We start from the raw sequence: 22,215 nt of genomic DNA, 5'->3' as shown, positions 1-22,215 counted from the left end.
CGGCTGACCCGAACGGTCGTCCGCCATCACGCGTCGCCGGGGGACGCGCTGGCGGCCGGCGAGTGGCTGGTGACCGTCGGCCCGTGGGGCACGCCGTCGGCGCGGGGGAGCCGGCGGCTGGCCAGCCAGGCCGCGGCCATGAGGACGGCCGGCACCACCAGGGTGTCGCGGACCGCCGCCGCCAGGGCCGGGGCCTGCGCCGCCCGGGCGCCGGGCGCCAGCTCCGCGGCCGCGCCGACGGTCAGGCCGGCGTGGGCGCCGGTGCGCCAGGACAGCACGGCGGTGACGAGCGCGGTGCCGGCGGCGATCGCGGTCTGCGACAGGATGTTGAGCACGGTCGCCGCCGACGGGATGCGGTCGGCGGGCAGCGCCCGGGTGGCCGCGGTCATCACCGGCATGATGGTGGCGCCGACGCCGGTGCCGGTGAGCACGCCGATCGCGGCCAGCACCGGGTACGGGGTGTGCGCGTCGAGGACGGCCACCAGCAGTACCGTGCCCGAAACCGCGGCCGCGACGCCGAGGCCGACGATCCGCCGGGGCGGGTAGCGGTCGACCAGGCGGGTCGCCACCTGCAGGGTCAGGCCCGTCGCGAGGGCCTGCGGCAGGCTCAGCGCACCCGCGGCGGTCGCCGGGTCGCCCCGCACGACCTGCACGTACAGCGGGCCGACGAGCCCGGCGCCGAAGTACGCGCAGGCGAACAGCGCGACGGTCGCGGCGCCGGCGGCGGTGGCCCGCTCGCGCAGGACGTCGAGGCGCAGCAGCGGCGCGGCGACCCGCCGCGACCGCAGGACGAACACCGCGACGAGCGCGGCCCCGGCGACGGCGGCCAGGGCCAGACCGGACCCCGACAGGCCGAGCACGACGAGGGTCACCCCGGGGCTGAGCAGCAGCAGGCCGAGCACGTCGAGCGGCAGCCGCTCCCGCCCGGCCGCCGGCGCCGGCAGCAGGCGGCGGCCGAGGAGCAGCGCGGCCACGCCGATCGGCACGTTGAGCCAGAACACCCAGCGCCACGACGCGTGGTCGACCAGGAGGCCGGCCAGCAGCGGCCCGGCGAGCGGCCCGACGAGCACCGGCAGGCCGAGCATGCTCATCATCGCGCCGCGCCGGTGCGGCGGTACGGCGGACAGGGCGATCGCGGTGCCGACCGGGTTCAGCAGGCCGCCGCCGAGGCCCTGCAGCACGCGGAAGGCGATGAGGGCGCCGACGTTCCAAGCCAGGCCGGTGAGCAGCGACGCGCCGGTGAAGGCGGCGAGCGCGGTGAGGTACGTGGCGCGGGTGCCGAACCGGGCCGAGGCCCAGGCCGCGATCGGCAGCACCGCCACGAGCGCGAGGGCGTAGCCGGCGGTCGCCCACTGGACGGTGGTGAGGGACGCGTCGAACTCGCGGACGAGCCGCGGTACCGTCACGACCACCACGGTGGTGTCGACGACGACCAGCAGGCCGCCGAGCGCGAGGAAGCCGCCGAGGCGGCGCGCCGCGGGATCCATGCTCACGCCTCGAACGGGCCGGCCGTGCGGGCCGCCCTCAGCGCGCCGCCCCACCACGTCAGCTCGCGCAGGGCGACCTCGGCGGCCCGCTCCGCGCCGGGGCCGGCGTCCAGGACGCCGCGCGGGCCGAGGCGCTCCCACGGCGCGCTGAGCACGACGGCGTGCCGGGTGGTGGCCGCGTGCAGCTCGGCGAAGACCAGCCGCAGGTGCTCGACGGCGCGGACCCCGCCCGAGCCGGCGCCGTAGGAGACGAACGCCACCGGCTTGAACATCCACTCCCGGTAGTGCCAGTCGATGGCGTTCTTGAGCGCCGCCGGGTAGCTGTGGTTGTACTCCGGGGTGACGACCGCGAACGCGTCCGCCGCCGCGAGCCGCCCGGCGATCGGGCTGTCGTGGCAGCCGCCCGGCCGGGTGTCCGCGAGGGGGAGGTCCACCTCGGCGAGGTCGATCACGTCGAGCTTGTGCTCGGTCGTCCGGGCGCCGATGCCGGCGAACCACTCGGCGACGGCCCGGCCGACGCGCGGGCGGCGGACGCTGCCGACGATGACCGCGACCGTCAGCGGAAGGGCTTGCTCAGTCATGCGGCCGACGGTAAAACTGGAACAAATGTTGAAGTCAAGCGCGACCCTGACGGTGAGCGACGTGGCCGCGGAGAGCGGGATCGCCGCCTCGGCCGTGCGCTTCTACGAGCGGCAGGGCCTCATCAGCGCGGCCCGGACCGGCGGCAACCAGCGCCGGTTCGACCGCGACGCGGTGTGCCGGGTGAAGGTCGCCCGGGTCGCCCAGCGGGTCGGGCTGAGCGTCGCCGAGATCCGCGAGATGCTCGCCACACTCCCGTCCGATCCCCGGCTGGACGACTGGCTGCGGCTGCGGGTCCAGCTCGCCGACGAGGCGCACCGCCGCATCTCGGCCCTGGAGGCCGTCCTCGACGACATCGCCACCGACCAGAAGCTCTGCGACCTGTGACGGAGCCCGGCGCCATCGTCGCCCGCCCGCGGCCGGCGCCGGTCTGCGACGCGTTCGACGGCGACCTGCCTTCCCACGTCGCGAAGGCCGAGGAGTCCGACGTGCGGCAGGCGCCCGGCCGGCCCGGCCGCGAGGACGTGTTCGTCATGCAGCGCGACTGACGTCTGGTTTACCACTTCGTTTCGGGACGGATACGGCACGGCGACGGCCGGGGTGGCATCATGCGCGCGTACGTGTCCAGCCAGGGAGGATGCATGGACGAAACAACCGTCGCGCCGCACAACGGGCTCGACCGCTACTTCGAGATCAGCGCACGCGGCTCGACGCTGGGCCGGGAGATCCGGGGCGGCCTCGCCACCTTCTTCACGATGGCGTACATCGTGGTCCTCAACCCGCTGATCCTCGGCTCCGGCATCGACGGTGCAAACGGCAAGCTCGCGATCGCCGCCGTCGCCTCGGCCACCGCCCTGGTCGCCGGCGTGATGACGATCCTCATGGGCGCCGTCGCGCGGTTCCCCCTGGCCCTCGCCGCCGGGCTCGGCGTCAACGCGCTCGTCGCCTTCGAGATCGCGCCCCAGATGACCTGGGCCGACGCGATGGGCCTGGTCTTCATCGAGGGCGTGCTCATCACGGTCCTGGTCCTCACCGGGCTGCGGCAGGCGGTCTTCCGGGCGGTGCCGACGCAGCTCAAGTCCGCCATCGGCGTCGGCATCGGCCTGTTCCTGGCCCTGATCGGCTTCGTCGACGCGGGCTTCGTGCGGCGCCTGCCCGACGCGGCCAACACGACCGTGCCGGTCGGGCTGGGCATCGGCGGCAAGCTGATCAGCTGGCCCGCCCTCGCGTTCTGCGTCGGCCTGGTGCTCACGATCGTGCTGGTCGTCCGCAAGGTCCGCGGCGCCATCCTCATCGGCATCCTCGCCTCGACCGTCCTCGCCATCGTCATCGAGGCGATCGCCAAGGTCGGCCCGTCGTTCGTCGACGGCAAGCCCAACCCGAAGGGCTGGAGCCTCAACGTCCCGGCCCTGCCGGAGCAGGTCATCGACCGGCCCGACCTGTCGCTGCTCGGCCACTTCAACGTGCTGCACTCGTGGCAGACGGCCGGCGTCCTGGTCGTGATCATGTTCGTGTTCACCCTGCTCATCACCGACTTCTTCGACACCATGGGCACGATGGTCGCGGTGGGCCAGGAGGGCGGCCTGCTCGACAAGGAGAACATGCCGCCGCGCACCCGGGAGATCCTGATCGTCGACTCCCTGGCCGCCGCGGCGGGCGGTGCGGCCAGCACGTCGAGCAACACGTCGTACATCGAGAGCGCCTCCGGCGTGGCCGAGGGCGCCCGCACCGGCGTCGCCAGCCTGGTGACCGGCGCGCTGTTCCTGGTGGCGATGTTCTTCGCGCCGCTGGTGACGGTCGTGCCGTTCGAGGCGGCATCGGTCGCCCTGGTCGTCGTCGGCTTCCTCATGATGACGGCGGTCCGCACGATCGACTGGTCGGACTACGACATCGCGCTGCCGGCCTTCCTGGCCATCATCCTGATGCCGTTCACGTACTCCATCTCGAACGGCATCGGCGCGGGCATCGTCTCCTACGTGGTGATCAAGCTGGCCCGCGGCAAGGTCCGCGAGGTCCACCCGCTGCTCTACGGCGTCGCGGCGCTGTTCCTGCTGTACTTCCTCCGCGGCCCGATCGAGTCCGTCCTCGGCTGACCGCGGTGCTCCGGGGCCGGCCACGTGCGGCCGGCCCCGGGCTCGGGCCGGCTGCGGGTACACCGCGCGGCGACCGTGACCACGCCGCGTAGCCGCAAGACTACCGCCCGAGATCGCTCCGTCACCGTATGGCACCGCGCGCCGGCACGCTTCGGCCGAACCGGCCGCGAGCAGGGGCCGTGCGGATATCGCCGATGGGCGATCATGTGGTGCATGAGATTCGGCTGGCCCGTGCTCGCCGGCGTCGCGCTCGGGGTCGCCTCCGTCGCCGCCGACCGGGTGGGCGGCGCGCTGCGCACGACGCTGCAGTTCCTGGCCAGCACCGGGTTCTCGTGGGGCTGCGTCGGGTTCGTGGTCGCGCTGCCGGCCCGCACCCGCGGCGCGGCGGTCGCCGCCTCGGTCGTCGCCCTGTGCACCGCGACCGCCTGCTACTACTGGCTCAACCTCGGCGGCGGCCCGCCGGCCGGGGTGCTGCTCGCGTTCGGCTACTGGCTGGCCCTGTCGGTCGCCGGCGGCGCCGCGCTCGGCGCGCTCGCCCACGCGATCCGGCGCGACCACCCGCACCGCGCCGCGATCGCGGCCGGCATCGCGGGCGGGCTGCTGGCCGGCGCCGGGATCCAGATCGCCGTCGTCGACCCCGGACCGGCGCAGCTCATGAACGGCGGCCTGCAGGCGGTCGCCGGCCTGCTCGTCGTCGCCTGGCTGTTCGCCCGCCGCCCGGCACCGCGCCCGTGGCTGCGCTACGCCGGCGCGACGGTCCTCGCCGGCACCGTCGCGGCCCTGGCCTGGGATGCGGTCGAGTCGGTGCAGGTGGTGGGGTTCTGACGAAGCGGGGCCACCGCGGCGCGGTCGGACCATGACAGCGCGTGGCGGCCCGCCCGCGCACGGCGCCGCTGCATGGATCATGGGCGCGCGGAACGGGTGCCGCGCGGGCTACTCGGTGCGCTGGGCCGGGACGAGTGGGGTCGGGTCGGCGGGCTCCGGGTCGCCCGCCCGCGGCTCGTCCACCCACAGCGCGCGGAGCTGGCTCTGCATGAACGCCTGCAGGCGCGTGCGGTAGTCGCGGTCGAACTGCTCCAGCGCCTCGATCTGCTGCTGCAGCCCCTCGCGCTTGACGATCAGGCTGCCCACCACGTCCTGGTAGCGCAGCTCGGCCTGGTGCTTGAGCTCGTCGGCCTTGGCCTGGGCGTCCTTGGCCACCAGCTCGGCCTGCGCGCGGGCGTCGGCCAGGATCTCCTCGGCCTCGTTGCGGGCGGCCTCGGCCTGCGCCTGGGCCTCGCGGGCGATGCGGTCGGCCGTGGCGCGCGCCTCGTCGAGCGTGTCGGCGGCCTCGTCGCGGATGTCGCGGGCGTGGGCCTCGGCGTCGCGGACGATGTCCTCGGCCGCCGCCTGCGCGTCGGCGTGGATCTTGTCGGCCTGGCGGTTGGCGCTCGCCAGGTGCTCCTCGGCGGTGCGCTGGGCCAGGGTGAGCACCTGCAGCGCCTCGCGCTGGGCGACCGGCGCGGGCTTCGCCTCCATCGGGGGCTCCGGCGGGGCCTGAGGCTCCAACGCAGCATGCGGCGGACCAGCCAAGAGACCCTTCACCCGCCCTCTCATACCGTTGTCAGCCATCGCCGACCTCCCTCCGAAACGCCGCCGCATGCTACCAAGCCAGATGGCGCCGAGGCGAGAGCCGGGACGAGGTGTAGTCGGTCGGTCACGGACCGCCGGAAGGCGGACCGTCGGAACGCCGACAGTGGCGGGCGTCCTGTCCCACCACAGTGGACACTCCCCGGCCATGAGACTGACTCGGGTCCTCGTCGTCGTGGCCACGGCCGCGGCGGCCGTGGCCATCGCACCCTCGCCCGCCTTCGCCATCCCGTCCGGTGACGGCTGGTCCGGCTCCTGGAAGTACACCGGCGGCAGCAGCGTGCAGGTGAAGCTCGACGTGCCGGGCGCCAAGCTGGTCGCCAACGGCTGGGACGCGCTCGGCACCCGCGCGTTCGTGCTCAACGTCACCGACACGGTCGCCGACGGCAAGTGCGCCTACGTGAAGTGGACCGCCGCGGCCACCACCGAGCACTGGTCCTGCGGCAACGGCACGACCGTCCAGGTCGCGGGGCTGCCGACGTCGACCAACGCCGTGACGGCCGTACTCTGCCGCGACTCCCTCACCCATGACAACAAGACCAACTGCAACGTCATCGACGTGCCCTCGTCGGCGGCCGACGCGTTCATCCGCACCGAGGGCAACGGCGCGCAGTGGGCGTACTACGACGGCTACGCCGGCGAGGACTGGGGCGCCTGGATCACCATCGGCGACGTCCACTTCGACTACTTCGGCTGGGACGACTGGCCGGCCGGGCAGCGCTTGATCGAGTCGTACCTGACGTTCCTGGAGCCGGCGTGCGGGTCCGGCACGGTGCAGTCGGCCAGCCCGCCGGCCACGGTGAGCGACTGCGTCGACTACGACCTCAGCGTATCCCCGCCCGACACCCACGTCACCGGCACCGCGTGGGGCGTCGGCTGCACCTGGTCGCTGCGCGGCGTCAACCCGCCGCACCACTGCATCAAGCTGCGCGTCCCCCAGCCCAGCTGACGCACGGCCGGCCGGGCCCCCGGGCCCGGCCCGCCAACCGGTCACGGACCGGGCAGCGTGAACGAGAACGTGGCGCCCCGGCCGGGCTCGCTGGTCGCCCACACCCGGCCGCCGTGCCGGTCGACGATGCGCTGGACGGTGGTCAGGCCGATGCCGGTGCCGGGGTACTCCGAGCTGTCGTGCAGCCGCCCGAACGGCTGGAAGAGCTGGCCGGCCCGGTCGGCGGGGAAGCCGGCGCCGTTGTCGCGCACCTGGAACACGGGCTCACTGTCCACAGTGGACGTGCGGACCTCGATCGCCGGGTCGGGGGCGCGGGCGGTGAACTTCCAGGCGTTGCCGACCAGGTTGGCCAGCACCACCCGGACCAGCGGGCCGTCGCACGGTGCCCGCATCCGCGGGTCGATCGTCACCCGCACCGTCCGGGCGGGGTCGCGCTGGCGCAGCTCCTCGACGACGTCCTCGGCGAGCGCGGTGAGGTCGACCAGGGTCCGTTCGAGGGAGCCGCGGTTGGCCCGGGCCAGCTGCAGCAGCGACTCGATGAGCGCGTTCATCCGCAGGGCCGCACCGTGGATGCGGCGAAGGCCGTCGGCCACGTCGGGACCGGCGTCCGGCAGCAGCAGCTCGCTGTAGCTGAGGATGGTCTGCAGCGGCGAGCGCAGGTCGTGGGAGACCGAGCCGCTGAACGCCTCCAGCTCCTTGTTGCGCCACTCCAGCTCCTCGACCAGCTCGGCGCGGGCCTCGGCGTAGCGGCGGGCGGCCCGCTCCTCGGCCGCCTCCATCTCCCGGCGCAGCAGCTCCTCGCGGATGCGCCGGTTCTGTTCGTGCAGGTGCTGGCGGCGCAGGTGGGCCCGGACGTGGGCGCACAGCGTGCCGGTGCCGTCGGACCGGCGCACGTAGTCGTCGGCGCCGACGGCCAGGCAGTCCAGCAGCGCGTCGTCGTCGCCGACCACGATGACCGGCATGTCCCGCAGCCCCGGCACGGCCCGGATCCGCTCGCACAGCTCCCGCCCGTCGATCTCGGGCAGGTGCAGGTCGACGACCGCGCAGTCGGCCGGCTGCACCGCGAGCATCGCGAGGGCGTCGTCGGCGCACCGGGCGGGCACGCCCTCGTAGCCGTCCTCGTGCAGCTGGGCGCACATCTCGTCGAGGTACCGGCCGTCGTCGTCGACGAGCAGCACCCGCGCCACCCCGTGCGCCGTGGCGACCGGCAGCGCGGCGGTGCTCTTGCGCAGCACCGCCGCCAGCTTGGCCAGCACGACCGCCATGTCCTCCTGCTTGCGCACGAACGCGTCGGCGCCGGCGTCGAGGATCTGCAGCTCCGTCGCGTAGTCGTCGGAGGCGGTCAGCAGCAGGCACGGGACGTTGCGCAGGGCCGCGTCGAGGCGCACCCGGCGGATCACGGTGGCGCCGTCGATGCCGGGCAGCACCCCGTCGACGATGATCGCGCCCGGCGGGCGGGCCACGGCCGAGCGCAGGCCCTCCTCGCCACTGACGGTGGTGGTCACCTCGTAGCCGGCGGCGGTGAGGGCGGCGCGCAGCTGCTCGCGGTACGTGAGGCTGTCGTCGACGACGAGGACCGTCCGGCGGTGGTCCGGCGGCGCGGCCCGCAGCAGCTCCCGGCTGCGGGCGACGACGAAGTGCGCGTCGTAGGGTTTGCCGACGTACTCGTCGGCGCCGGTGCGCAGGCCGCGCAGCCGGTCGTGGACCTCGGCCTCGGTCGACAGGAGCAGCACGGCGGTCGCGGCGTGCCGGGGGTGGTCGCGCAGCCGGCGCAGCAGGTCGATGCCGTCGCCGTCGGGCAGCCGCACGTCGAGGACGGCCACCTCGAACGGCACGTGGTCGAACGCGGTGAGCGCCTCGGCGTGCCCGGCGCACAGCACCGTGCGGAACCCCTCCGCCACGAACGCCTCGTCCAGGTCCATGCGCACGGTGAGGCTGTCGTCGACGATGAGGACCGTGTTCACCGGACGGCCCCCGACCGCAGGGCGGCCAGCCGCTGCGCCATCTGCTCGGGGGTGAGCACCTCGGCGGCGGCGCCGAGCGCGACGGCCTCGCGCGGCATGCCGTAGACGACGCTCGTCGCCTCGTCCTGGGCCAGCGTCAGCCCGCCGCAGCGGCGCAGCGCCAGCAGGCCGGCGGCGCCGTCGCGGCCCATGCCGGTGAGCAGGCAGCCGACGGCGGCGCGGCCGGCCTCGGCGGCCACCGACTCGAACAGCGTGTCGACCGACGGCCGGCAGGAGTGGCGGGCCGGCCCGGCGCTCACCTGCAGGTGCCCGTCGCGCAGCAGCAGGTGCAGGTCGGGCGGGGCCATGGTGACCCGCCCGCCGAGCGCCGACAGCGCCTCGCCGCCGCGCGCGTAGCCGACGACGTGCCCGGTCTGCTCGGCCAGCCAGCCGGTGAACGCCTGCGCGAACGACTCGTTGGCCGCCATGTGCTGCACGTAGAGCACCGGCACCGGGAACCCGGGCGGCAGGCCCCGCAGCAGCCGCACGATCACGCCCGGCCCGCCGGTCGAGGCGCCGATGACGACGACCCGGGCGGCGGCGACCGGCGTGACGGGCGGTGGTTGGGGCGGCGGTACCGCGGCCAGCCGCCGCGTCACCACGCGGATCCGCGACACCACCCGCACGGCCGTGCGCAGCCGCCGGCCCCACGTGTCGTCGCCGGCGTCGCCGCGCGGCTTCTCCAGCACGTCGACGGCGCCGGCGGCGAGCGCGTCGTAGGTGGTGAACAGCTCCCGCCGGTCGGCCGAGCTGACCACCAGGATCGGGGTCGGATGCCGGGCCATGATCTGCTCGGTGGCCGCGAGCCCCGACATGACGGGCAGCACCACGTCCATCGTGATGACGTCGGGCCGCAGCCGCCGGCACAGCTCCACGGCCTGCCCGCCGTCGGTGGCCTCGCCGACGACCTGGAACCCGTCGGCGGGGGTGAGCGCCTCGCGCAGGCACTGGCGCACCGTCGCCGAGTCCTCGACGACGAGCACCCGGATCACGGCTCACCCGCCAGGGCGCGGATGTGGCCGAGCAGCTCCTCCTGGTTGAACTCGCTCTTCACCAGGTACGCGCTGGCGCCGGCGCCGAGGCCCCGCCGGCGGTCCTCGGCCGAGGCGCGGGAGCTGACCAGGATCGCCGGCACGTCCCGCTGCGCCGGGTCGGCCCGGGTCCGCTCGACGAACGTGAACCCGTCGATGCCGGGCATGTCGACGTCGACCAGGAACAGCGCGTAGCGCCGCTGGCGGATCCGTTCCAGGGCCTCCTCGGCCGACGCGGCCACGTCGACCCGGTAGCCGGCCGACTCCAGGATGCTGCGCTCCAGCATGCGCGTGGTGAGCGAGTCGTCGACCACGAGGACCGGCTCGCGGGGCGGCGCCTCGGCGGCGTCCGGCGCGGGCCCGGCGGTGCCGGTCTCGGCGGCGGCCGCGGCGAGCGTGTGCGGGTCGAGCACGATCCGCGGGTTGCCGTCGGCGTCCATCGACAGCCCGGTCACGACCGGGCCGGCCGGGGCCAGCTCGGGCAGCGGCCGCACGACGAGCGTCGACGTGCCGAGCAGCCGGTCGGCGCCGACGGCGAGCGCCTGGCCGCCGACCGTGAGCAGCACCGCCACGGCCGAGCCGGCCGGCCCGCCGTCGCCCGGCAGGACCTTGGTCAGGGGCAGGAACGGGATCACCTGGCCGTCGTGGGCGAGCGCCCCGGCGGCCGCCGCGGCGGCGGCCTCGACCGCGGGCAGGAGCACGCACGTGCGGACCGTGTCGAGGGGCAGGGCGGCCACGGTACCGCCGGAGAGCACCACCAGCCCCGACAGCGACACCAGCGACAGCGGCACCACCAGCTCGACCGCCGTGCCCCGGCCCGGCTCGGTGTCGACCGAGACCTCGCCGCCGAGCTGCTCGGCGAGGTCCCGGACGGCGTCGAGCCCGATCCCGCGCCCGGAGACCCCGGTGACCTCGGCCGACGTGCTGATCCCGCCCTGCATGAGCAGCCGCACGAGCTCCCGCACGTCGGCCTCGGCGCCGCCGGCGACCAGCCCGCGCCGCTCGGCCTGCCGGCGGACCGCGGCGAGGTCGAAGCCGCGGCCGTCGTCGTGGCAGCGGAAGGCCGCGTACCGGCCGCGCCGCCGCACGTCGACCGTCACCGTCGCCTGGGCCGGCTTGCCGGCGGCCCGCCGCTCGGCCTCGCTCTCCACGCCGTGCGACACCGCGTTGCGCACGACGTGCAGCAGCGCGTTGCCGGCCTGGGCCAGCACGTGCGGGTCGAGCCGCAGGTCGCCGCCGTGCCCGGTGAACACGACCGCCTTGCCCTCGGCGCCGGCCGCGTCGTACACCGCCCGGTGCAGCGTGGTCAGCACCGTCTCGACCGGGACGAGGCGCAACCGCTCGGCCCGGCCGCGGATGTCGTCGAGCTCCCGCTCGACCTGCTCCACCGTCTCGGCGAGCTGCCGGCCGAGCGTGAGCAGCTCGGCGGTGAGCCGGACGGCATACGCCGCGGCCCGCTCCCGCCCGCCGGTGCGCAACTGCTCGGCGATGCCCTCGGCGGTGCGCCGGGCCCGCTCGACGCTCGCCGACTGCCGGCGCAGCGGCCCGAACCGCGCGTGCGCCTCGTCCACGGCCTCGAGCAGCTCGTCGACGTCGGCCCCGGCCGCGCGGACCGGCGCGGCCGGTTCGGGGGCCTCCTCGGTGGGAGCGGTGCCGCCCGGCGGTTCGACCATGGCGGCGACGAGCGCCTGCATCTCGTCGGTGAGGCCGAGCAGCCGGGCCACGTCGTCCGGCGGGACCGGCCCGGCCCCGTCACGGTGGGGGACGAGCACGTCCTCCACCGTGTGCGCGGCGGTGGCGAGCCCGGCCTGCCGCACGACCCGCGCGGCGCCCTTGAGGGTGTGGGCGTGGCGCAGCAGCGCGGCCACGGCGGCCGCCGGGTCGTCGCCGCCGCGCAGCTCCAGCACGCCCCGGCTGAGCAGGTCGACCAGCTCGCGGGCCTCGATCCGGAAGTACCGCAGCGGATCCTTGTCCGGACTCATGCTTCGCGGTCCGCCGTCACGAGGCGCAGCAGCGACGACGACAGGCCGGCGAGGTGGGCGGCGGTCTGCCGGGTCTGCACCGCGTTGGTCTCGCTCTCCTGGGTCACCCGGGCGGTGTCGGTGACCGCGACGTTGACCTGCTCGACGGCGGTCGTCTGCTGCTTCGTCGACAGCTCGATCTCGCGCGCCGACTCGGTCGTCGTCGCGACCAGGTCGGCGATCTGCTGGAACGAGGCCGTGACGGCGTTGAACTGCCGGGTGCCGGCGTCGACCGCCTTGGCCCCGGTCTCGGTCGCCATGACCGTGGTGTTCACCGCCCCGCGGACGTCCTCGATGAGCGCCCGGATCTCCTTCGCGGACCCGGCGGTACGGTCGGCGAGCTTGCGGATCTCGTCGGCGACGACGGCGAAGCGCCGGCCCCATTCGCCGGCCCCGGAGGCCTCGATGGTGGCGTTGATGGCCAGGATGTTCGTCTGCTCGGCGAGCTCGGAGACCAGGTCGACGACCCCGCCGATCTGCTGCGAGCGCTGCCCGAGCTCCAGCATGTGCTGCACGATGAGGTCGACCTGCTGGCGGATCGCGGTGATCGAGGCGCGGGCCTCCTCGATCGTGGCGTCGCCGGAGCCGGCCGCCGTTGCCGTCTCCTCGGCGATCTTCGCCACCCGCTGGGCGCCCTCGGCGATCTGCCGCGAGGTGATGAGCAGCTCCTCGATCGTCGTGGTGATCTCGCTCATCGCGGTGGCCTGCTCGCGGGCGCCGGTCGCCTGCTGCCCGGCGGCCTGCTCCAGCTGCGCCGACGAGCTGCGGATGTGCCCGACCGTGCCGGCGACCTGGCGGCTCAGCGCGCGGCTCAGCAGCACCGCGACGACGACGCCGAACACGACGGCGAGCGCCGCGATGCCGACCACCAGCCCCACGGCGAGCGAGGCCCGGTCGGAGGCGTCGGCCTGCCGGGTCCGCAGGTCCTGCTCCAGCAGCGTGTACAGCGCGGTGATGGTCCGGTCGAGGTCGTCGCGGGCCGGGACGACGTCCTGCTCGAACTGCCCGGTGATCGCCTCGACCGACGCGCTGCGCGCCTTGAGCGCGATCGTCGCGTCGAGCGCCTGCTGGTGGCGCTGCTCGCCCTGCGCCGCCTCCTCGATGAGCCGGCGCTCGGCGGCGGTGTCGGCGACGTCGCGCAGCCGGGTCAGGGCGCCGGCGAAGTCGGCGCGGGCGGTGTCCATCTGCGTCCGGTAGCGGGCGTCGCCGGTCAGCAGGTAGCCGCGGGAGGTGCTGGACTTGGCCTCCAGCGCGACCCGCAGCTGCTGCGCCCCGACCAGCCCCTCGACGCCGACGTCGATGACCTGGTCCTTGCCGGCGACGACGGTGTCGAGCGCCCACACCGTCACCGCGCCGGTGGCGAGCGTGAGCACCATGGTGACGGCGAAGCCGAGGCCGAGCCGCTGGCCGAAGGTCCATTGTCGTGGCATGCCGGTTCCGTTTCAACTCATGAGCGTCTGGATGGCGGCGCGGACGGCGGGCACGTCGACGATCGGCCGGGCGCCGTCGTCGAGCGGCACGATGCCGCGCAGGCAGCCCCGCGGGCCGTGACCGGTCGCCTCCTCGACGACCCGGTCGCGGGGCACCCGCAGGTGCCCGTCGAGCGCCTCGAACGCGAGGGCGACGGGCGGGGCGCCGGCGGCCAGCACCAGCCACCGCGCCGTCCCGGTCCCTGCGCCGGTCCCTGCGGCGGTCCCGCCGAACACGGCCGCCAGGTCGTACACCGGCACGATCGACCCCCGGAACCCCGCCACGCCCAGCAGGGCGGGCAGCGGGCCGGGCAGCCGGGTCACCGGCCGGTCGGGGAAGAGGCCGGCCGCCTGGGTGAGCCGCAGCGCGTACCGCTGGCCGCCGGCCCGGATCGCCAGCAGGTCGTCGTGCCCGGCCACCTCCTGGCGCGGCGGCTCGGTGAACGAGCGGTCGAACGCCTCCCGCAGGTCGGCCAGGCGCTGGGCGAGCAGGGCGTTCACGACGCGGCCGCGAGCTCGGCCCGGCAGAGGGCGATCAGGACGGTACGGCCGAATCCACCGCCGAAGAGGGCGATGCGTTCGTCGCGCTCCCGGGCCAGCAGCTCGATCGCGCGGTCCAGCTCGCGCTCCGCGGTGGCCCGGTCGCCGAGCCGCCGGGCGAGCAGGCCCAGCCGCAGCCGGGGCAGCGCGAACGCGGGGTCGAGCAGGGCGGCGACCCGGTACTGCTCGATCGCCGCCGGGTGGTCCTCGTCGCCCTCCAGGCAGGTCGCGAGGAGGTGGTGCGCGTCGGGGTGCAGCGTGTCGCGGTCCAGCAGCCGCCGGCACAGCTCGGCGGCCCGGCCGGTGTCGCCGAGCTGGGTGAGCGTGGCGGCCCGCACGAGCAGCACGTCGGCCCGGTCGGCCTCGGCCCCGCCGATCGCGTCGAGCACGGCGAGGGCGTCGGCGAACCGCTCGTCGGCGAGCAGCCCGACGGCGAGCTCGCGGCGCGACCGCTCGGGCCGGGCGGCGTGCACCGGCGCCGGCGCGGCCACCTGCGGCACCTTCTCGTAGTAGAACGTGCCGTGCGACCGGTGCAGGGTCAGCGCGCCCTCGCCGAGCGTGTCGGTGGGCCCGAGGAACAGGTAGCCGCCCGGCGCGAGGGCCCGGGTGATCCGGTCGACGACGCCGGCGGCCGCGTCCGGCGTGAGGTACATGAGCACGTTGCGGCACAGCACGACGTCGTAGATGTCGGGCGCGAACAGCGCCGGGTGGTCGTCGGTGAGGTTGTGCTCGACGAACCGGACCGGGCCGCGCAGCCGCTGGTCGACCTCGACGCCGTCGCCCGCCGGGCGGAACCAGCGCCGCTGGACCGGCTCCGGCGTCTCGCGCAGCGACCACCGGGAGTACCGGCCGGCCATCGCCTTGCGCAGCGCGGACCGGCTGACGTCGAGCCCGACGATCGACAGCTCCCACCGCGAGGCCGGCACCCGGTCGGCGGCGACCATCGCCACGGTGTAGGCCTCCTCGCCGGTGGCGCAGCCGACGGACAGCAGGTTGAGCCGCCGCTGGGCCGCGCGGGCCCGCAGGCGGGCCGGGAGCACCACCTCGCCGAGCGCGTCGAACTGCTCGGCGTTGCGGAAGAAGTACGTCTCGCCGACCGTCACCGCCTCGGCGAGCGCGGCCAGCTCGGCCCGCCACGCGGTGCCGAGCCGGTCGAGGTAGCCGCGCTCGGAGAGGGCGTGCTGGGCGGCCCGCCGCTGGAGCACCCCGGCGAGCAGCTCGTCCTTGCGCGGGTCGAACGCCAGGCCGAGCCGCTCGGCGAGCAGCGCCCGCAGCCGCTCGACGGGGCCCCCGCCGGCCGCCGCGACGACCGCCCGGGCCGGCCCGCGGTCGCGCCGCCAGCCGGCGCCGTCGTCGCGGCGCCGCTCGATACGCTCGTTGCGCCCCGCCGTACCGCGGTCCGCGTGGTCGTCATGCCGCCGCGACATGGACACCTCCGTCGCTGCGCACGAACAGCAGGGGCCGCGCGTCGAGCACCCCGACCGCGGTGACGACCCGGGCGGCGCCCGCGCCGAGGGCCGGGGTCAGCGGCAGCGCCGCGCCGGACGCCACGTCGCGGACCCCGAGCACCGGCCCGGTGGCGAAGGCGACGGCCGCCCGCGTGGTGATGAACCGCTCGGCCGGCGGGGCCGGGACCCCGAGCAGCCGCGCGGTGTCCAGCACCGGCACCGCCTGCCCGCGGATGACGGCGACGCCGAGCAGGGCGTCGGCGCTGTCCGCGACGGCCTGCACCGGCAGGGGCCGGATCGTCTCGACGACGTCCCCCAACGGCAGCGCGCAGAGCAGCTCCCCGACGCTGAAGATCAGTTCCCGGTCCACCGGCCACAGAATATGTGGTTTACCTGCGGATATATCGGGAATATGGGTAAGTTTCGCTGCTTGTGCCCGCGGGCGTGGAACTTTCGCGGCGGCGATCGCGCCCGGCGGGCGGCCGCCCCGGCACGCCTTGACGGTCGTCGACGCATTGACCACTGTCGGTGCATGCGTACCCACCCGGTGCTGCGCCGGCTCGCGCCGGTCGCCGCGTTCGCGCTGCTCGCCGTCGGACTGGTCGCCGCCGGCGGCGGCCGTGGCGGCGGGATGGCGGCGGCATCCACGCCCGCCCCGCCGATCCCGTCGGTCTCGACCCCCGGCACCTCGCCGTTCCCGCCGTCCAAGCCCGGCAACGTGCGGGCCACCGCCACCGCGACGTCGGTGACCCTCAGCTGGACCGCGTCGTCGCCCGGCTGCTGCGCGGTCGAGGGCTACACCATCACGTACAACCAGGCCTTCAACGACATCATGTGGCTCCAGCAGGCCGGCAACGTGACGACCGTGACCATCGCGGCGAACATCCGGCCGGCCCAGCAGTACACCTTCCGCGTCACCGCCCACGACGGGCTGGGGCACAACTCGCTCGGCTCGGACCCGGTCACCGTCGTGACACCGGCCTCCGACAGCGGGCCCGACACGGTGCCGCCGGGCACGCCCGCGAACCTGCAGGCCGGCCCGAGCAGCGGCACCTCCGTCGCGCTCAGCTGGTCGCCGTCGACCGACAACGTCGCCGTCACGGGCTACGACGTGTACCGCTTCGACGGCCTGTTCGTCTCCACGCTGCTGGCCACCGTCAGCGGCACCACCTACACCGCGTCGCTGGCCGGCAGCCGCAACCAGTTCTACGTGCGGGCCCGCGACGCCGCCGGCAACGTCTCGATCGCCTCGAACATCGTGCTCGTGACCGGCCCGACGACGAGCCCCCCGGCCAGCTCGTCACCGCCGCCGCCCGCCCTCTCCTGCCGGGTCACGTTCGCGTTCACCGCCCAGTGGGCGACCGGCTTCGTCGCCGGGATCACGCTGGCGAACACCGGGACGACGCCGATCGTCGACTGGGTGCTCACGTTCACGTTCAACGGCGAGGAGCGCATCATCCAGGCGTGGAACACCACGGCCACGCAGGCCGGCCGGTCGGTGACCGCGGCCGCCGCCTCCTGGAACCGGACCATCCCGCCCGGCGGCACCGTGCAGCTGGGCTTCACCGGCGCCGCGACCGGCACCCTGACCCCGCCGGCCGACTTCTCCGTCAACGGGGTCCGCTGCGCCTCCTGACCGCCTCAGCCGCGGCGCGGACCCCGGTCCGCGCCGCGGCTGACGACAGCCGGCGGCCGGCGGCCTAGCGTCGCCGTTCATGTCACACAGATTGCGCCGCCTCATGGCCGGCACCTGCCTCGTCGCCGCGCCGGTGGGCTACGTCGCCGGGCTGTTCGTCGACCCGGCCCTGCGCGCCGGCGACGCCGCCGTCGACGCCTACGGCCGGCACCCCGGTCAGGTCGCGGTCAGCGCCGCGCTGCTGCACTGGAGCTGGGTGCTGCTCGTGCCCGGCATCGTCGGGATGATCCACCTGGTCCGCCGGCGGGCCGTGGTGTTCGGCCACGTCGCCGGGGCGGTCGCGCTGCTCGGCATCGTGAACTTCTCCGCGCTCATGCTCGGCGACCACTTCTACGCCGTGCTGGAGCGCGACCTCGGCGTCGAGCACGGCGACCGGCTGGGCGACGAGGCGTTCGCGCTCGCCCGATGGGGCTTCCAGGTGCCCGGGTTCCTCGGCCTGCTCGGCGTGCTGCTGCTCGGGTTCGCGCTCGCCTACGGCCGGCAGGTGCCGTGGTGGGCCCCGCCCGCGATGGTCGTCGGCATGCTGACCGGCCCGATCTGGCCCTACGGGATGATCGCCGGCAGCCTGCTGTACCTCGCCGGCTCCGGCGTCATCGGCCTGCGGATCCTGCGGATGCGCGACGCCGACTGGGCTCAGCCGGCCGAGGACAGCGGGAAGGTCGCGGTGACGGCGTAGCCGCCGGCCGGCGCGGGACCGGCGCGCAGGGTGCCGCCGTGCAGCGCGACCCGCTCCCGCATGCCGGTCAGTCCGTGACCGGTGCCGCCCGCCTGGCCGCTCGTCCGGCCGTCGTCGCGGATCTCGATGATCATCGTGCGGCTGTCGTACCGGATGAGCACGGCCACCGACGTGGCCCGCGCGTGCTTGAGGACGTTCGTGAGCGACTCCTGCACGACCCGGTACGCGGCCAGGTCCAGCCCCGCCGGCAGCGGCCGGGCCGGGCCGGCCGTCGCCACCCGCACGTCGAGCCCGGCCGCCCGCAGCGGCCCGGCGAGCCGTTCGAGCTGCCCGACGCCGGCCGCGTCCGGGGTGTCCCGCAGCACCCCGAGCAGCAGCCGCAGCTCCTCGACGGTGTCCCGGCCGGCCCGCTCGACCCCGCGCAGCAGCTCGCGCTCCCGCTCCCGGTCCGGGTCGGCGCCCAGCAGCATCCGCACCCCGCCGGTCTGCAGCGTCATGAGGCTGACGTTGTGCGAGATGACGTCGTGCAGCTCCCGCGCGATGCGGGTCCGCTCGTCCGCGGCGGCGACCGCGGCCCGCTCGGCCATCCGGACCGTCTGCTCGGTCTGCCGGCGCAGGAGGATGCCGCTGCCGTAGGCGACGCCGAGGAAGATGGCGCCGATGAGGCTCTCGGCGACGTCCTGGCCGGGCAGGGTCTGCAGCAGCCCCCACGCGGCGAGCACGGCGAGCAGGCCGCCGGCCCGTTGCTTGCGGGTGTCCGGCCGGCTGCCGACGCTGTGCACCAGGATCAGGTTCGAGTAGAACTGCCACGCCGCCAGCGGGTAGTCGGCGTCCATGACCGTGAGCCGCAGCAGCACCGACAAGGCGGTCAGCGCCAGCAGGGCGGCGAGCGGGGCCGTGCGGCGCACCAGCAGCAGCCCGCCCGCGGTCAGGGCTCCGGCGGCGACGACGGCGGGGGAGTGGACCTGGCCGGGCCCGGGGCCGCTGCGGCCGTACGCCTCGACCACCCCCGCCCCGGCCACCGCCAGGGCGAGCAGGACGTCGAGCCGGGACGGTCTCATCGGTCACCGGGCCGCACCAGGCCCGACTCGTACCCGTAGACGACCGCCTGCACCCGGTCGCGCAGGCCGAGCTTCTGGAACACCCGGCTGACGTGGGTGCGCACGGTCGCCTCGCCGACCGCCAGCCGGTCGCCGATCTCCGCGTTGGCCAGCCCGCGGGCCAGCAGCTCCAGCACGTCGCGCTCCCGCGGGGTCAGCGCGTCGAGCTCCGGCGCGGGCTCCGGGCCCGGCTGGGCGGCGAACGACGCGATGACCCGCGTGGTGACCGCCGGGTCGATGAGCGCGTCGCCGGCCGCCGCGACCCGGACCGCGTCGACGAGCTGCTCGGGCGGCGACACCTTGAGCAGGAACCCGCTGACCCCCAGCCGCAGCGCCGCGTGCAGGTGCTCGTCGGTGTCGAACATGGTCAGCATCACGATCCGGGGCGGCCGCGGGTCGGCGAGCAGCTGCCGCGCCGCCGCGACTCCGTCGAGGCGGGGCATCGCGATGTCCATCACGAGCACGTCGGGCCGCAGCCGCCGGGCCGCGGCGACCGCCTCGACCCCGTCGGCGGCCTCCCCGACCACCACGATCGGCGCTCCGGAGGTCTCCACGACGAGCCGCAGCCCGGCCCGGATCATCGCCTGGTCGTCGGCGATCAACAGCCTGACCTGCTCGGACATGCCAGCATGCTAGCCGCCGCGGCCGGGTCGTCCGCCACGCGGACACGGTCATCCACGCGGCGGATGCGCTTCAGCGCGCCGCCACGGCGCCCCGGATCGCGGTCGCGGCCGCCGAGGCCGCCGCCCGGGCGCTGTTCACGGTCACCTCGGCCAGCATGCCCGGGGCGGCCACGCTGTCCCCGGCCAGCCACACCCCGCCGCCGCGCTCGACGGCCGGCCGGTCCCGCCAGGTCGTCCCCGGCGGGTCGACCGCGCCCGTGCGCTGGTGCGCGAACGCGGTCCGCCGCCAGGCCACCCGGGACCGCCACTGCGGCAGCGCCAGGTCCGCGAGGGCCTCGGCCCGCGCCGTCGCGTCCGGGATCGGCTCCGCCTCGCGGGCCGGGATCTCGATCTGCACCAGGGCGTGGCCGGGCGGTGCGAGGCCCGGGTCGGGCAGCGAGTACCGCTCCAGGAACCCGCCCTCGTCCAGGTCCGACACGACGAACGGGTCCCGCCGGTGCGCCCGCAGGCCCAGGTCGACCAGCGCGGCCCGGCCGCTCGGCCAGCGCAGCGCGTCGTCGCCGAGCAGCGTCCGCGCCGCGTCCAGCCCGGTCGCCACGATCACCGGCCCGGCCGGCAGCGCGTCGACCCGCTCGCCGGTCGCGACGTGCACGCCGAGCCGCCGCGCGTGCTCGGCCATCCGCCCGACCATGGCCGACCAGCCGCCGTGGACGTAGCGGACCGCCGGCCAGCCGGGCGCCGTGGCCCGCAGGACCCGCTCCCAGACGAACGCGGCCGACAGCCGGCCGGGGTCGGCGGTGTACGTGATGACCCCGACCAGCCCCGCCGCGGCCTTCGCGGCGACGGGCCCGAACCGCCGCTGCGCCCAGTCGCCGAACGGCTCGTCGACCGGGGCCGCGACCCGCCGGGCCGCGATCATCCGCAGCAGCGCCGCCGGGGGCCGGGCCCGGACCCGCCCGCCGTGGCGGAACCGGAACCGCAGCAGCTCGCCCACGCTGGGGGCGCTGCACGGCTGGACCAGGCGCCGCTCGGCGAGCCAGCGGAACGGCTCGCCGTCGCGGTACCACACGTGCGTCCCGTCGTTGGCGACGAACGGGCCCGGCGTGGACCGCGCCCGCCCGCCGAGCGTGCGGTGCGCCTCGTGCAGCCGGACGGACAGGCCCTGCTCCGCGCAGGCGATGGCGGCGGTGAGGCCGCCGAGGCCGCCGCCCACGATGGTGATGTCGATGCTCATGTACCGCCAGACGCGCGGCCCGCGCCGCCGCGTGACATGGCGGCCAGCTTGGCCGGGTTCGCCAGCAGGAAGATGGTGCCGATCCGGTCGCCGTCCGGCACGATGGCGAACACCAGCACCACCCGCCCGCCGGCCCGCACGACCGCCGCGGGCGCCCCGTTGACCCCCTCGATCGCGAGCGCGAACGCGGCGCCGTCGGGCACGCCGACCGAGCGCAGGAAGTGCCGGGCGCCCTCCTCGTCGGCGATCGCGGTGAGGAACCGGCCGACCCGGTCCGCGCCGGCCATGACCCGCAGCGGCGCCTTGGCCCGCCCGCCGCCGTCGCCGACCAGCTCGACGTCGGCGACGAACAGCGCCACGAGCGCGTCCAGGTCGCCGGCGAGGCACGCGGCGAGGAACCGCTCGGTCAGCTCGCGCCGCCGGTCCGGCCCGGCCGGGAACCGCGGCCGCCGCTCCCGCACGTGGTCGCGGGCCCGCCGGGCCAGCTGCCGGGTCGCCGGCTCGGTCCGGCCGATGATCGCGGCGACCTCCGCGTACGGCAGGGAGAACGCCTCGTGCAGGACGAACGCGGCCCGCTCCAGCGGCGACAGCGTCTCCAGCACGACGAGCAGCGCCAGCTCGACCGACTCGGCCAGCTCCACCCGCTCGTCCGCGCCGGGCTCGGTGCTCACCGGCTCGGGCAGCCACGGCCCGGGGTACGCCTCCCGGCGGGCCTTCTCGCGGCGCAGCCGGTCGATGGCGAGCCGCGTGGTCACGGTCACCAGGAACGCCTCCGGGTGCTCGACCGCGCTCCGGTCGGCGGCCGACCACCGCAGCCACGCCTCCTGCACCACGTCCTCGGCGTCGGTGACCGTCCCGACGACCCGGTAGGCGACGTCGAGCAGCCGGGGGCGCAGCGCGGTGAACTCTTCGGCGGTCATACCGCGTCAGACGCTACCGCCCCGGGTTTCGTGACATCGGCGTGCCGTTGCGGGTGCCGTTGCGCGGCGCCGGACTGTCGGGTCCCGGTCACGCCGTTGAGGCCGGTTCGGGCCGCCCCCTACCGTCGGCGTCATGATGCGTCGGCTCGGCCTTCTGCTGGCCGCGGTGCTGATCACGGTGGCGGCCGTGCCCGCCACCCCGGCCGCGGCCGCCCCCTGCACCGGCGTGCGGTGCTACCACGTGTACGCCGACATCTCGGTCGTCGCCTGGACCGCCCCGGTGGTGTCGCCCGGCGCCATGCACACGTACACGGCCCAGGTCACGAACACGGGCTGGCGCACGGGCGGCCTGTCGGCCCCCGTCCCGTGGCCCGGCCCGGCATCGGGTGTGGTCTATGTCGGCTTCGAGCCGGGCACCCCGGCGGACGAACGGGTGGGCTGCCACGTCGACGTGGGCCCGCAGTACGGCTGCTTCGGCGGCTACAACAACGGCCTGGCGTTCGACGTGGGCAGCATCCCGTCGGGCGCGACCTATCAGCTGTCGGTGTTCTTCCGGGCCCCGCAGGCCCCGGGCACGTACACGTTCCTGGTCTGGATCTACCCGTTCCAGAGCCCGGCCCCGTGGACCGAGTACGACCCGTCGAACAACAGCGTCACGCTGACCTACCAGGTGGCCTGACGGCGCCGCCCATGATCGTGGGAACCGAAGTGGCCCTC

The 22,215-nt window shown here is 75.6% G+C and carries 22 protein-coding genes; 8 read left to right on the top strand and 14 right to left on the bottom strand.

Annotated elements, in window-relative coordinates:
- Positions 1-26: 26 nt before the first annotated feature.
- Together IEZ31_RS16905 and IEZ31_RS16900 are read right to left on the bottom strand one after the other, a co-directional pair.
- A complete protein-coding gene (locus tag IEZ31_RS16905) occupies positions 27-1,487 on the bottom strand; it encodes a DHA2 family efflux MFS transporter permease subunit (protein ID WP_229835265.1) in 1,461 nt (486 codons plus the stop codon).
- A 2-nt stretch (positions 1,488-1,489) separates the two neighbouring features.
- Entirely contained in the window at positions 1,490-2,068 is a 579-nt protein-coding gene (locus tag IEZ31_RS16900; RefSeq protein ID WP_190250811.1) for an NADPH-dependent FMN reductase, read from the bottom strand.
- Positions 2,069-2,093: 25 nt separating this feature from the next.
- Between IEZ31_RS16900 and IEZ31_RS16895 the strand changes: the two genes are divergently transcribed.
- From IEZ31_RS16895 to IEZ31_RS16880, 4 genes are all read left to right on the top strand, one after another.
- Positions 2,094-2,453: a MerR family transcriptional regulator gene (locus IEZ31_RS16895; RefSeq protein WP_190250810.1), complete on the top strand. Its 360-nt coding sequence runs from the start codon at positions 2,094-2,096 to the stop codon at positions 2,451-2,453.
- The gene (locus IEZ31_RS16890) at positions 2,450-2,614 is read left to right on the top strand and encodes a hypothetical protein (protein ID WP_190250809.1); all 165 of its coding nucleotides are present in this window, start codon (positions 2,450-2,452) and stop codon (positions 2,612-2,614) included. The genes IEZ31_RS16895 and IEZ31_RS16890 overlap by 4 nt, the downstream gene beginning before the upstream one ends.
- Before the next feature lie 93 nt (positions 2,615-2,707).
- Positions 2,708-4,159, top strand: a complete 1,452-nt coding sequence (locus IEZ31_RS16885) for an NCS2 family permease (protein ID WP_190250808.1) — start codon at positions 2,708-2,710, stop codon at positions 4,157-4,159.
- 213 nt (positions 4,160-4,372) lie between these two features.
- A complete protein-coding gene (locus IEZ31_RS16880) occupies positions 4,373-4,984 on the top strand; it encodes a DUF6518 family protein (RefSeq protein ID WP_190250807.1) in 612 nt (203 codons plus the stop codon).
- Between the two features lie 108 nt (positions 4,985-5,092).
- Here IEZ31_RS16880 and IEZ31_RS16875 read toward each other — a convergent pair whose 3' ends face one another.
- Entirely contained in the window at positions 5,093-5,677 is a 585-nt protein-coding gene (locus tag IEZ31_RS16875; RefSeq protein ID WP_190250806.1) for a DivIVA domain-containing protein, read from the bottom strand.
- A 259-nt stretch (positions 5,678-5,936) separates the two neighbouring features.
- Here IEZ31_RS16875 and IEZ31_RS16870 point away from each other — a divergent pair, with 259 nt between their 5' ends.
- Positions 5,937-6,737, top strand: coding sequence for a hypothetical protein (locus tag IEZ31_RS16870; protein ID WP_190250805.1), 801 nt, complete (start codon positions 5,937-5,939; stop codon positions 6,735-6,737).
- Between the two features lie 41 nt (positions 6,738-6,778).
- On the opposite strand, the gene IEZ31_RS16865 is transcribed toward IEZ31_RS16870, so the two are convergent.
- The 7 genes from IEZ31_RS16865 to IEZ31_RS16835 are packed head-to-tail and all read right to left on the bottom strand — an operon-like array spanning position 6,779 to position 15,619.
- Positions 6,779-8,701, bottom strand: coding sequence for a response regulator (locus IEZ31_RS16865; protein ID WP_229835257.1), 1,923 nt, complete (start codon positions 8,699-8,701; stop codon positions 6,779-6,781).
- Complete coding sequence (cheB, locus tag IEZ31_RS16860) at positions 8,698-9,732, bottom strand: chemotaxis-specific protein-glutamate methyltransferase CheB (protein ID WP_190250804.1); 1,035 nt, start codon at positions 9,730-9,732, stop codon at positions 8,698-8,700. Before cheB ends, IEZ31_RS16865 begins: the two co-directional genes overlap by 4 nt.
- Entirely contained in the window at positions 9,729-11,753 is a 2,025-nt protein-coding gene (locus tag IEZ31_RS16855; RefSeq protein WP_190250803.1) for a hybrid sensor histidine kinase/response regulator, read from the bottom strand. Before IEZ31_RS16855 ends, cheB begins: the two co-directional genes overlap by 4 nt.
- Positions 11,750-13,222, bottom strand: a complete 1,473-nt coding sequence (locus IEZ31_RS16850; protein ID WP_190250802.1) for a HAMP domain-containing methyl-accepting chemotaxis protein — start codon at positions 13,220-13,222, stop codon at positions 11,750-11,752. Before IEZ31_RS16850 ends, IEZ31_RS16855 begins: the two co-directional genes overlap by 4 nt.
- A 12-nt stretch (positions 13,223-13,234) precedes the next feature.
- Positions 13,235-13,762 carry a chemotaxis protein CheW gene (locus tag IEZ31_RS16845; RefSeq protein ID WP_190250801.1) on the bottom strand — a complete coding sequence of 176 codons (528 nt, stop codon included), beginning with the start codon at positions 13,760-13,762 and terminating at the stop codon, positions 13,235-13,237.
- Entirely contained in the window at positions 13,759-15,228 is a 1,470-nt protein-coding gene (locus tag IEZ31_RS16840) for a CheR family methyltransferase (RefSeq protein WP_190250800.1), read from the bottom strand. The genes IEZ31_RS16845 and IEZ31_RS16840 overlap by 4 nt, the downstream gene beginning before the upstream one ends.
- Complete coding sequence (locus tag IEZ31_RS16835) at positions 15,212-15,619, bottom strand: chemotaxis protein CheW (protein WP_190250799.1); 408 nt, start codon at positions 15,617-15,619, stop codon at positions 15,212-15,214. Before IEZ31_RS16835 ends, IEZ31_RS16840 begins: the two co-directional genes overlap by 17 nt.
- A gap of 162 nt (positions 15,620-15,781) precedes the next feature.
- On the opposite strand from IEZ31_RS16835, the gene IEZ31_RS16830 reads away from it, so the two are divergent.
- Positions 15,782-16,885: a cellulose binding domain-containing protein gene (locus IEZ31_RS16830; protein WP_190250798.1), complete on the top strand. Its 1,104-nt coding sequence runs from the start codon at positions 15,782-15,784 to the stop codon at positions 16,883-16,885.
- A gap of 79 nt (positions 16,886-16,964) precedes the next feature.
- A complete protein-coding gene (locus IEZ31_RS16825) occupies positions 16,965-17,621 on the top strand; it encodes a hypothetical protein (protein WP_190250797.1) in 657 nt (218 codons plus the stop codon).
- Here the strand turns inward: IEZ31_RS16825 and IEZ31_RS16820 are convergent.
- The 4 genes from IEZ31_RS16820 to sigJ form a co-directional block, all read right to left on the bottom strand.
- Positions 17,579-18,682 carry a sensor histidine kinase gene (locus IEZ31_RS16820; protein WP_190250796.1) on the bottom strand — a complete coding sequence of 368 codons (1,104 nt, stop codon included), beginning with the start codon at positions 18,680-18,682 and terminating at the stop codon, positions 17,579-17,581. The genes IEZ31_RS16825 and IEZ31_RS16820 overlap by 43 nt on opposite strands.
- Positions 18,679-19,344, bottom strand: a complete 666-nt coding sequence (locus IEZ31_RS16815; protein WP_190250795.1) for a response regulator — start codon at positions 19,342-19,344, stop codon at positions 18,679-18,681. Before IEZ31_RS16815 ends, IEZ31_RS16820 begins: the two co-directional genes overlap by 4 nt.
- Before the next feature lie 70 nt (positions 19,345-19,414).
- Entirely contained in the window at positions 19,415-20,578 is a 1,164-nt protein-coding gene (locus tag IEZ31_RS16810; protein ID WP_229835255.1) for an NAD(P)-binding protein, read from the bottom strand.
- A complete protein-coding gene (sigJ, locus tag IEZ31_RS16805; RefSeq protein WP_190250794.1) occupies positions 20,575-21,498 on the bottom strand; it encodes an RNA polymerase sigma factor SigJ in 924 nt (307 codons plus the stop codon). The genes IEZ31_RS16810 and sigJ overlap by 4 nt, the downstream gene beginning before the upstream one ends.
- A gap of 133 nt (positions 21,499-21,631) precedes the next feature.
- On the opposite strand from sigJ, the gene IEZ31_RS16800 reads away from it, so the two are divergent.
- Positions 21,632-22,177, top strand: a complete 546-nt coding sequence (locus IEZ31_RS16800) for a hypothetical protein (RefSeq protein WP_190250793.1) — start codon at positions 21,632-21,634, stop codon at positions 22,175-22,177.
- Positions 22,178-22,215 lie beyond the last annotated feature (38 nt).

Source organism: Dactylosporangium sucinum, from assembly GCF_014647515.1.
In the GTDB taxonomy this organism is placed as follows: domain Bacteria; phylum Actinomycetota; class Actinomycetes; order Mycobacteriales; family Micromonosporaceae; genus Dactylosporangium; species Dactylosporangium sucinum.
This window is presented reverse-complemented; position numbering and strand designations above follow the sequence as displayed.

What these genes read in the sequence shown, in the direction of transcription:
- IEZ31_RS16905 (WP_229835265.1), bottom strand. Translation starts at nt 1,487, where the DNA reads ATGGATCCCGCGGCGCGCCGCCTCGGCGGCTTCCTCGCGCTCGGCGGC.
- IEZ31_RS16900 (WP_190250811.1), bottom strand. Translation starts at nt 2,068, where the DNA reads ATGACTGAGCAAGCCCTTCCGCTGACGGTCGCGGTCATCGTCGGCAGC.
- IEZ31_RS16895 (WP_190250810.1), top strand. Translation starts at nt 2,094, where the DNA reads ATGTTGAAGTCAAGCGCGACCCTGACGGTGAGCGACGTGGCCGCGGAG.
- IEZ31_RS16885 (WP_190250808.1), top strand. Translation starts at nt 2,708, where the DNA reads ATGGACGAAACAACCGTCGCGCCGCACAACGGGCTCGACCGCTACTTC.
- IEZ31_RS16880 (WP_190250807.1), top strand. Translation starts at nt 4,373, where the DNA reads ATGAGATTCGGCTGGCCCGTGCTCGCCGGCGTCGCGCTCGGGGTCGCC.
- IEZ31_RS16875 (WP_190250806.1), bottom strand. Translation starts at nt 5,677, where the DNA reads ATGGAGGCGAAGCCCGCGCCGGTCGCCCAGCGCGAGGCGCTGCAGGTG.
- IEZ31_RS16870 (WP_190250805.1), top strand. Translation starts at nt 5,937, where the DNA reads ATGAGACTGACTCGGGTCCTCGTCGTCGTGGCCACGGCCGCGGCGGCC.
- IEZ31_RS16855 (WP_190250803.1), bottom strand. Translation starts at nt 11,753, where the DNA reads ATGAGTCCGGACAAGGATCCGCTGCGGTACTTCCGGATCGAGGCCCGC.
- IEZ31_RS16850 (WP_190250802.1), bottom strand. Translation starts at nt 13,222, where the DNA reads ATGCCACGACAATGGACCTTCGGCCAGCGGCTCGGCCTCGGCTTCGCC.
- IEZ31_RS16840 (WP_190250800.1), bottom strand. Translation starts at nt 15,228, where the DNA reads ATGTCGCGGCGGCATGACGACCACGCGGACCGCGGTACGGCGGGGCGC.
- IEZ31_RS16830 (WP_190250798.1), top strand. Translation starts at nt 15,782, where the DNA reads ATGCGTACCCACCCGGTGCTGCGCCGGCTCGCGCCGGTCGCCGCGTTC.
- IEZ31_RS16825 (WP_190250797.1), top strand. Translation starts at nt 16,965, where the DNA reads ATGTCACACAGATTGCGCCGCCTCATGGCCGGCACCTGCCTCGTCGCC.
- IEZ31_RS16820 (WP_190250796.1), bottom strand. Translation starts at nt 18,682, where the DNA reads ATGAGACCGTCCCGGCTCGACGTCCTGCTCGCCCTGGCGGTGGCCGGG.
- IEZ31_RS16815 (WP_190250795.1), bottom strand. Translation starts at nt 19,344, where the DNA reads ATGTCCGAGCAGGTCAGGCTGTTGATCGCCGACGACCAGGCGATGATC.
- IEZ31_RS16810 (WP_229835255.1), bottom strand. Translation starts at nt 20,578, where the DNA reads ATGAGCATCGACATCACCATCGTGGGCGGCGGCCTCGGCGGCCTCACC.
- sigJ (WP_190250794.1), bottom strand. Translation starts at nt 21,498, where the DNA reads ATGACCGCCGAAGAGTTCACCGCGCTGCGCCCCCGGCTGCTCGACGTC.
- IEZ31_RS16800 (WP_190250793.1), top strand. Translation starts at nt 21,632, where the DNA reads ATGATGCGTCGGCTCGGCCTTCTGCTGGCCGCGGTGCTGATCACGGTG.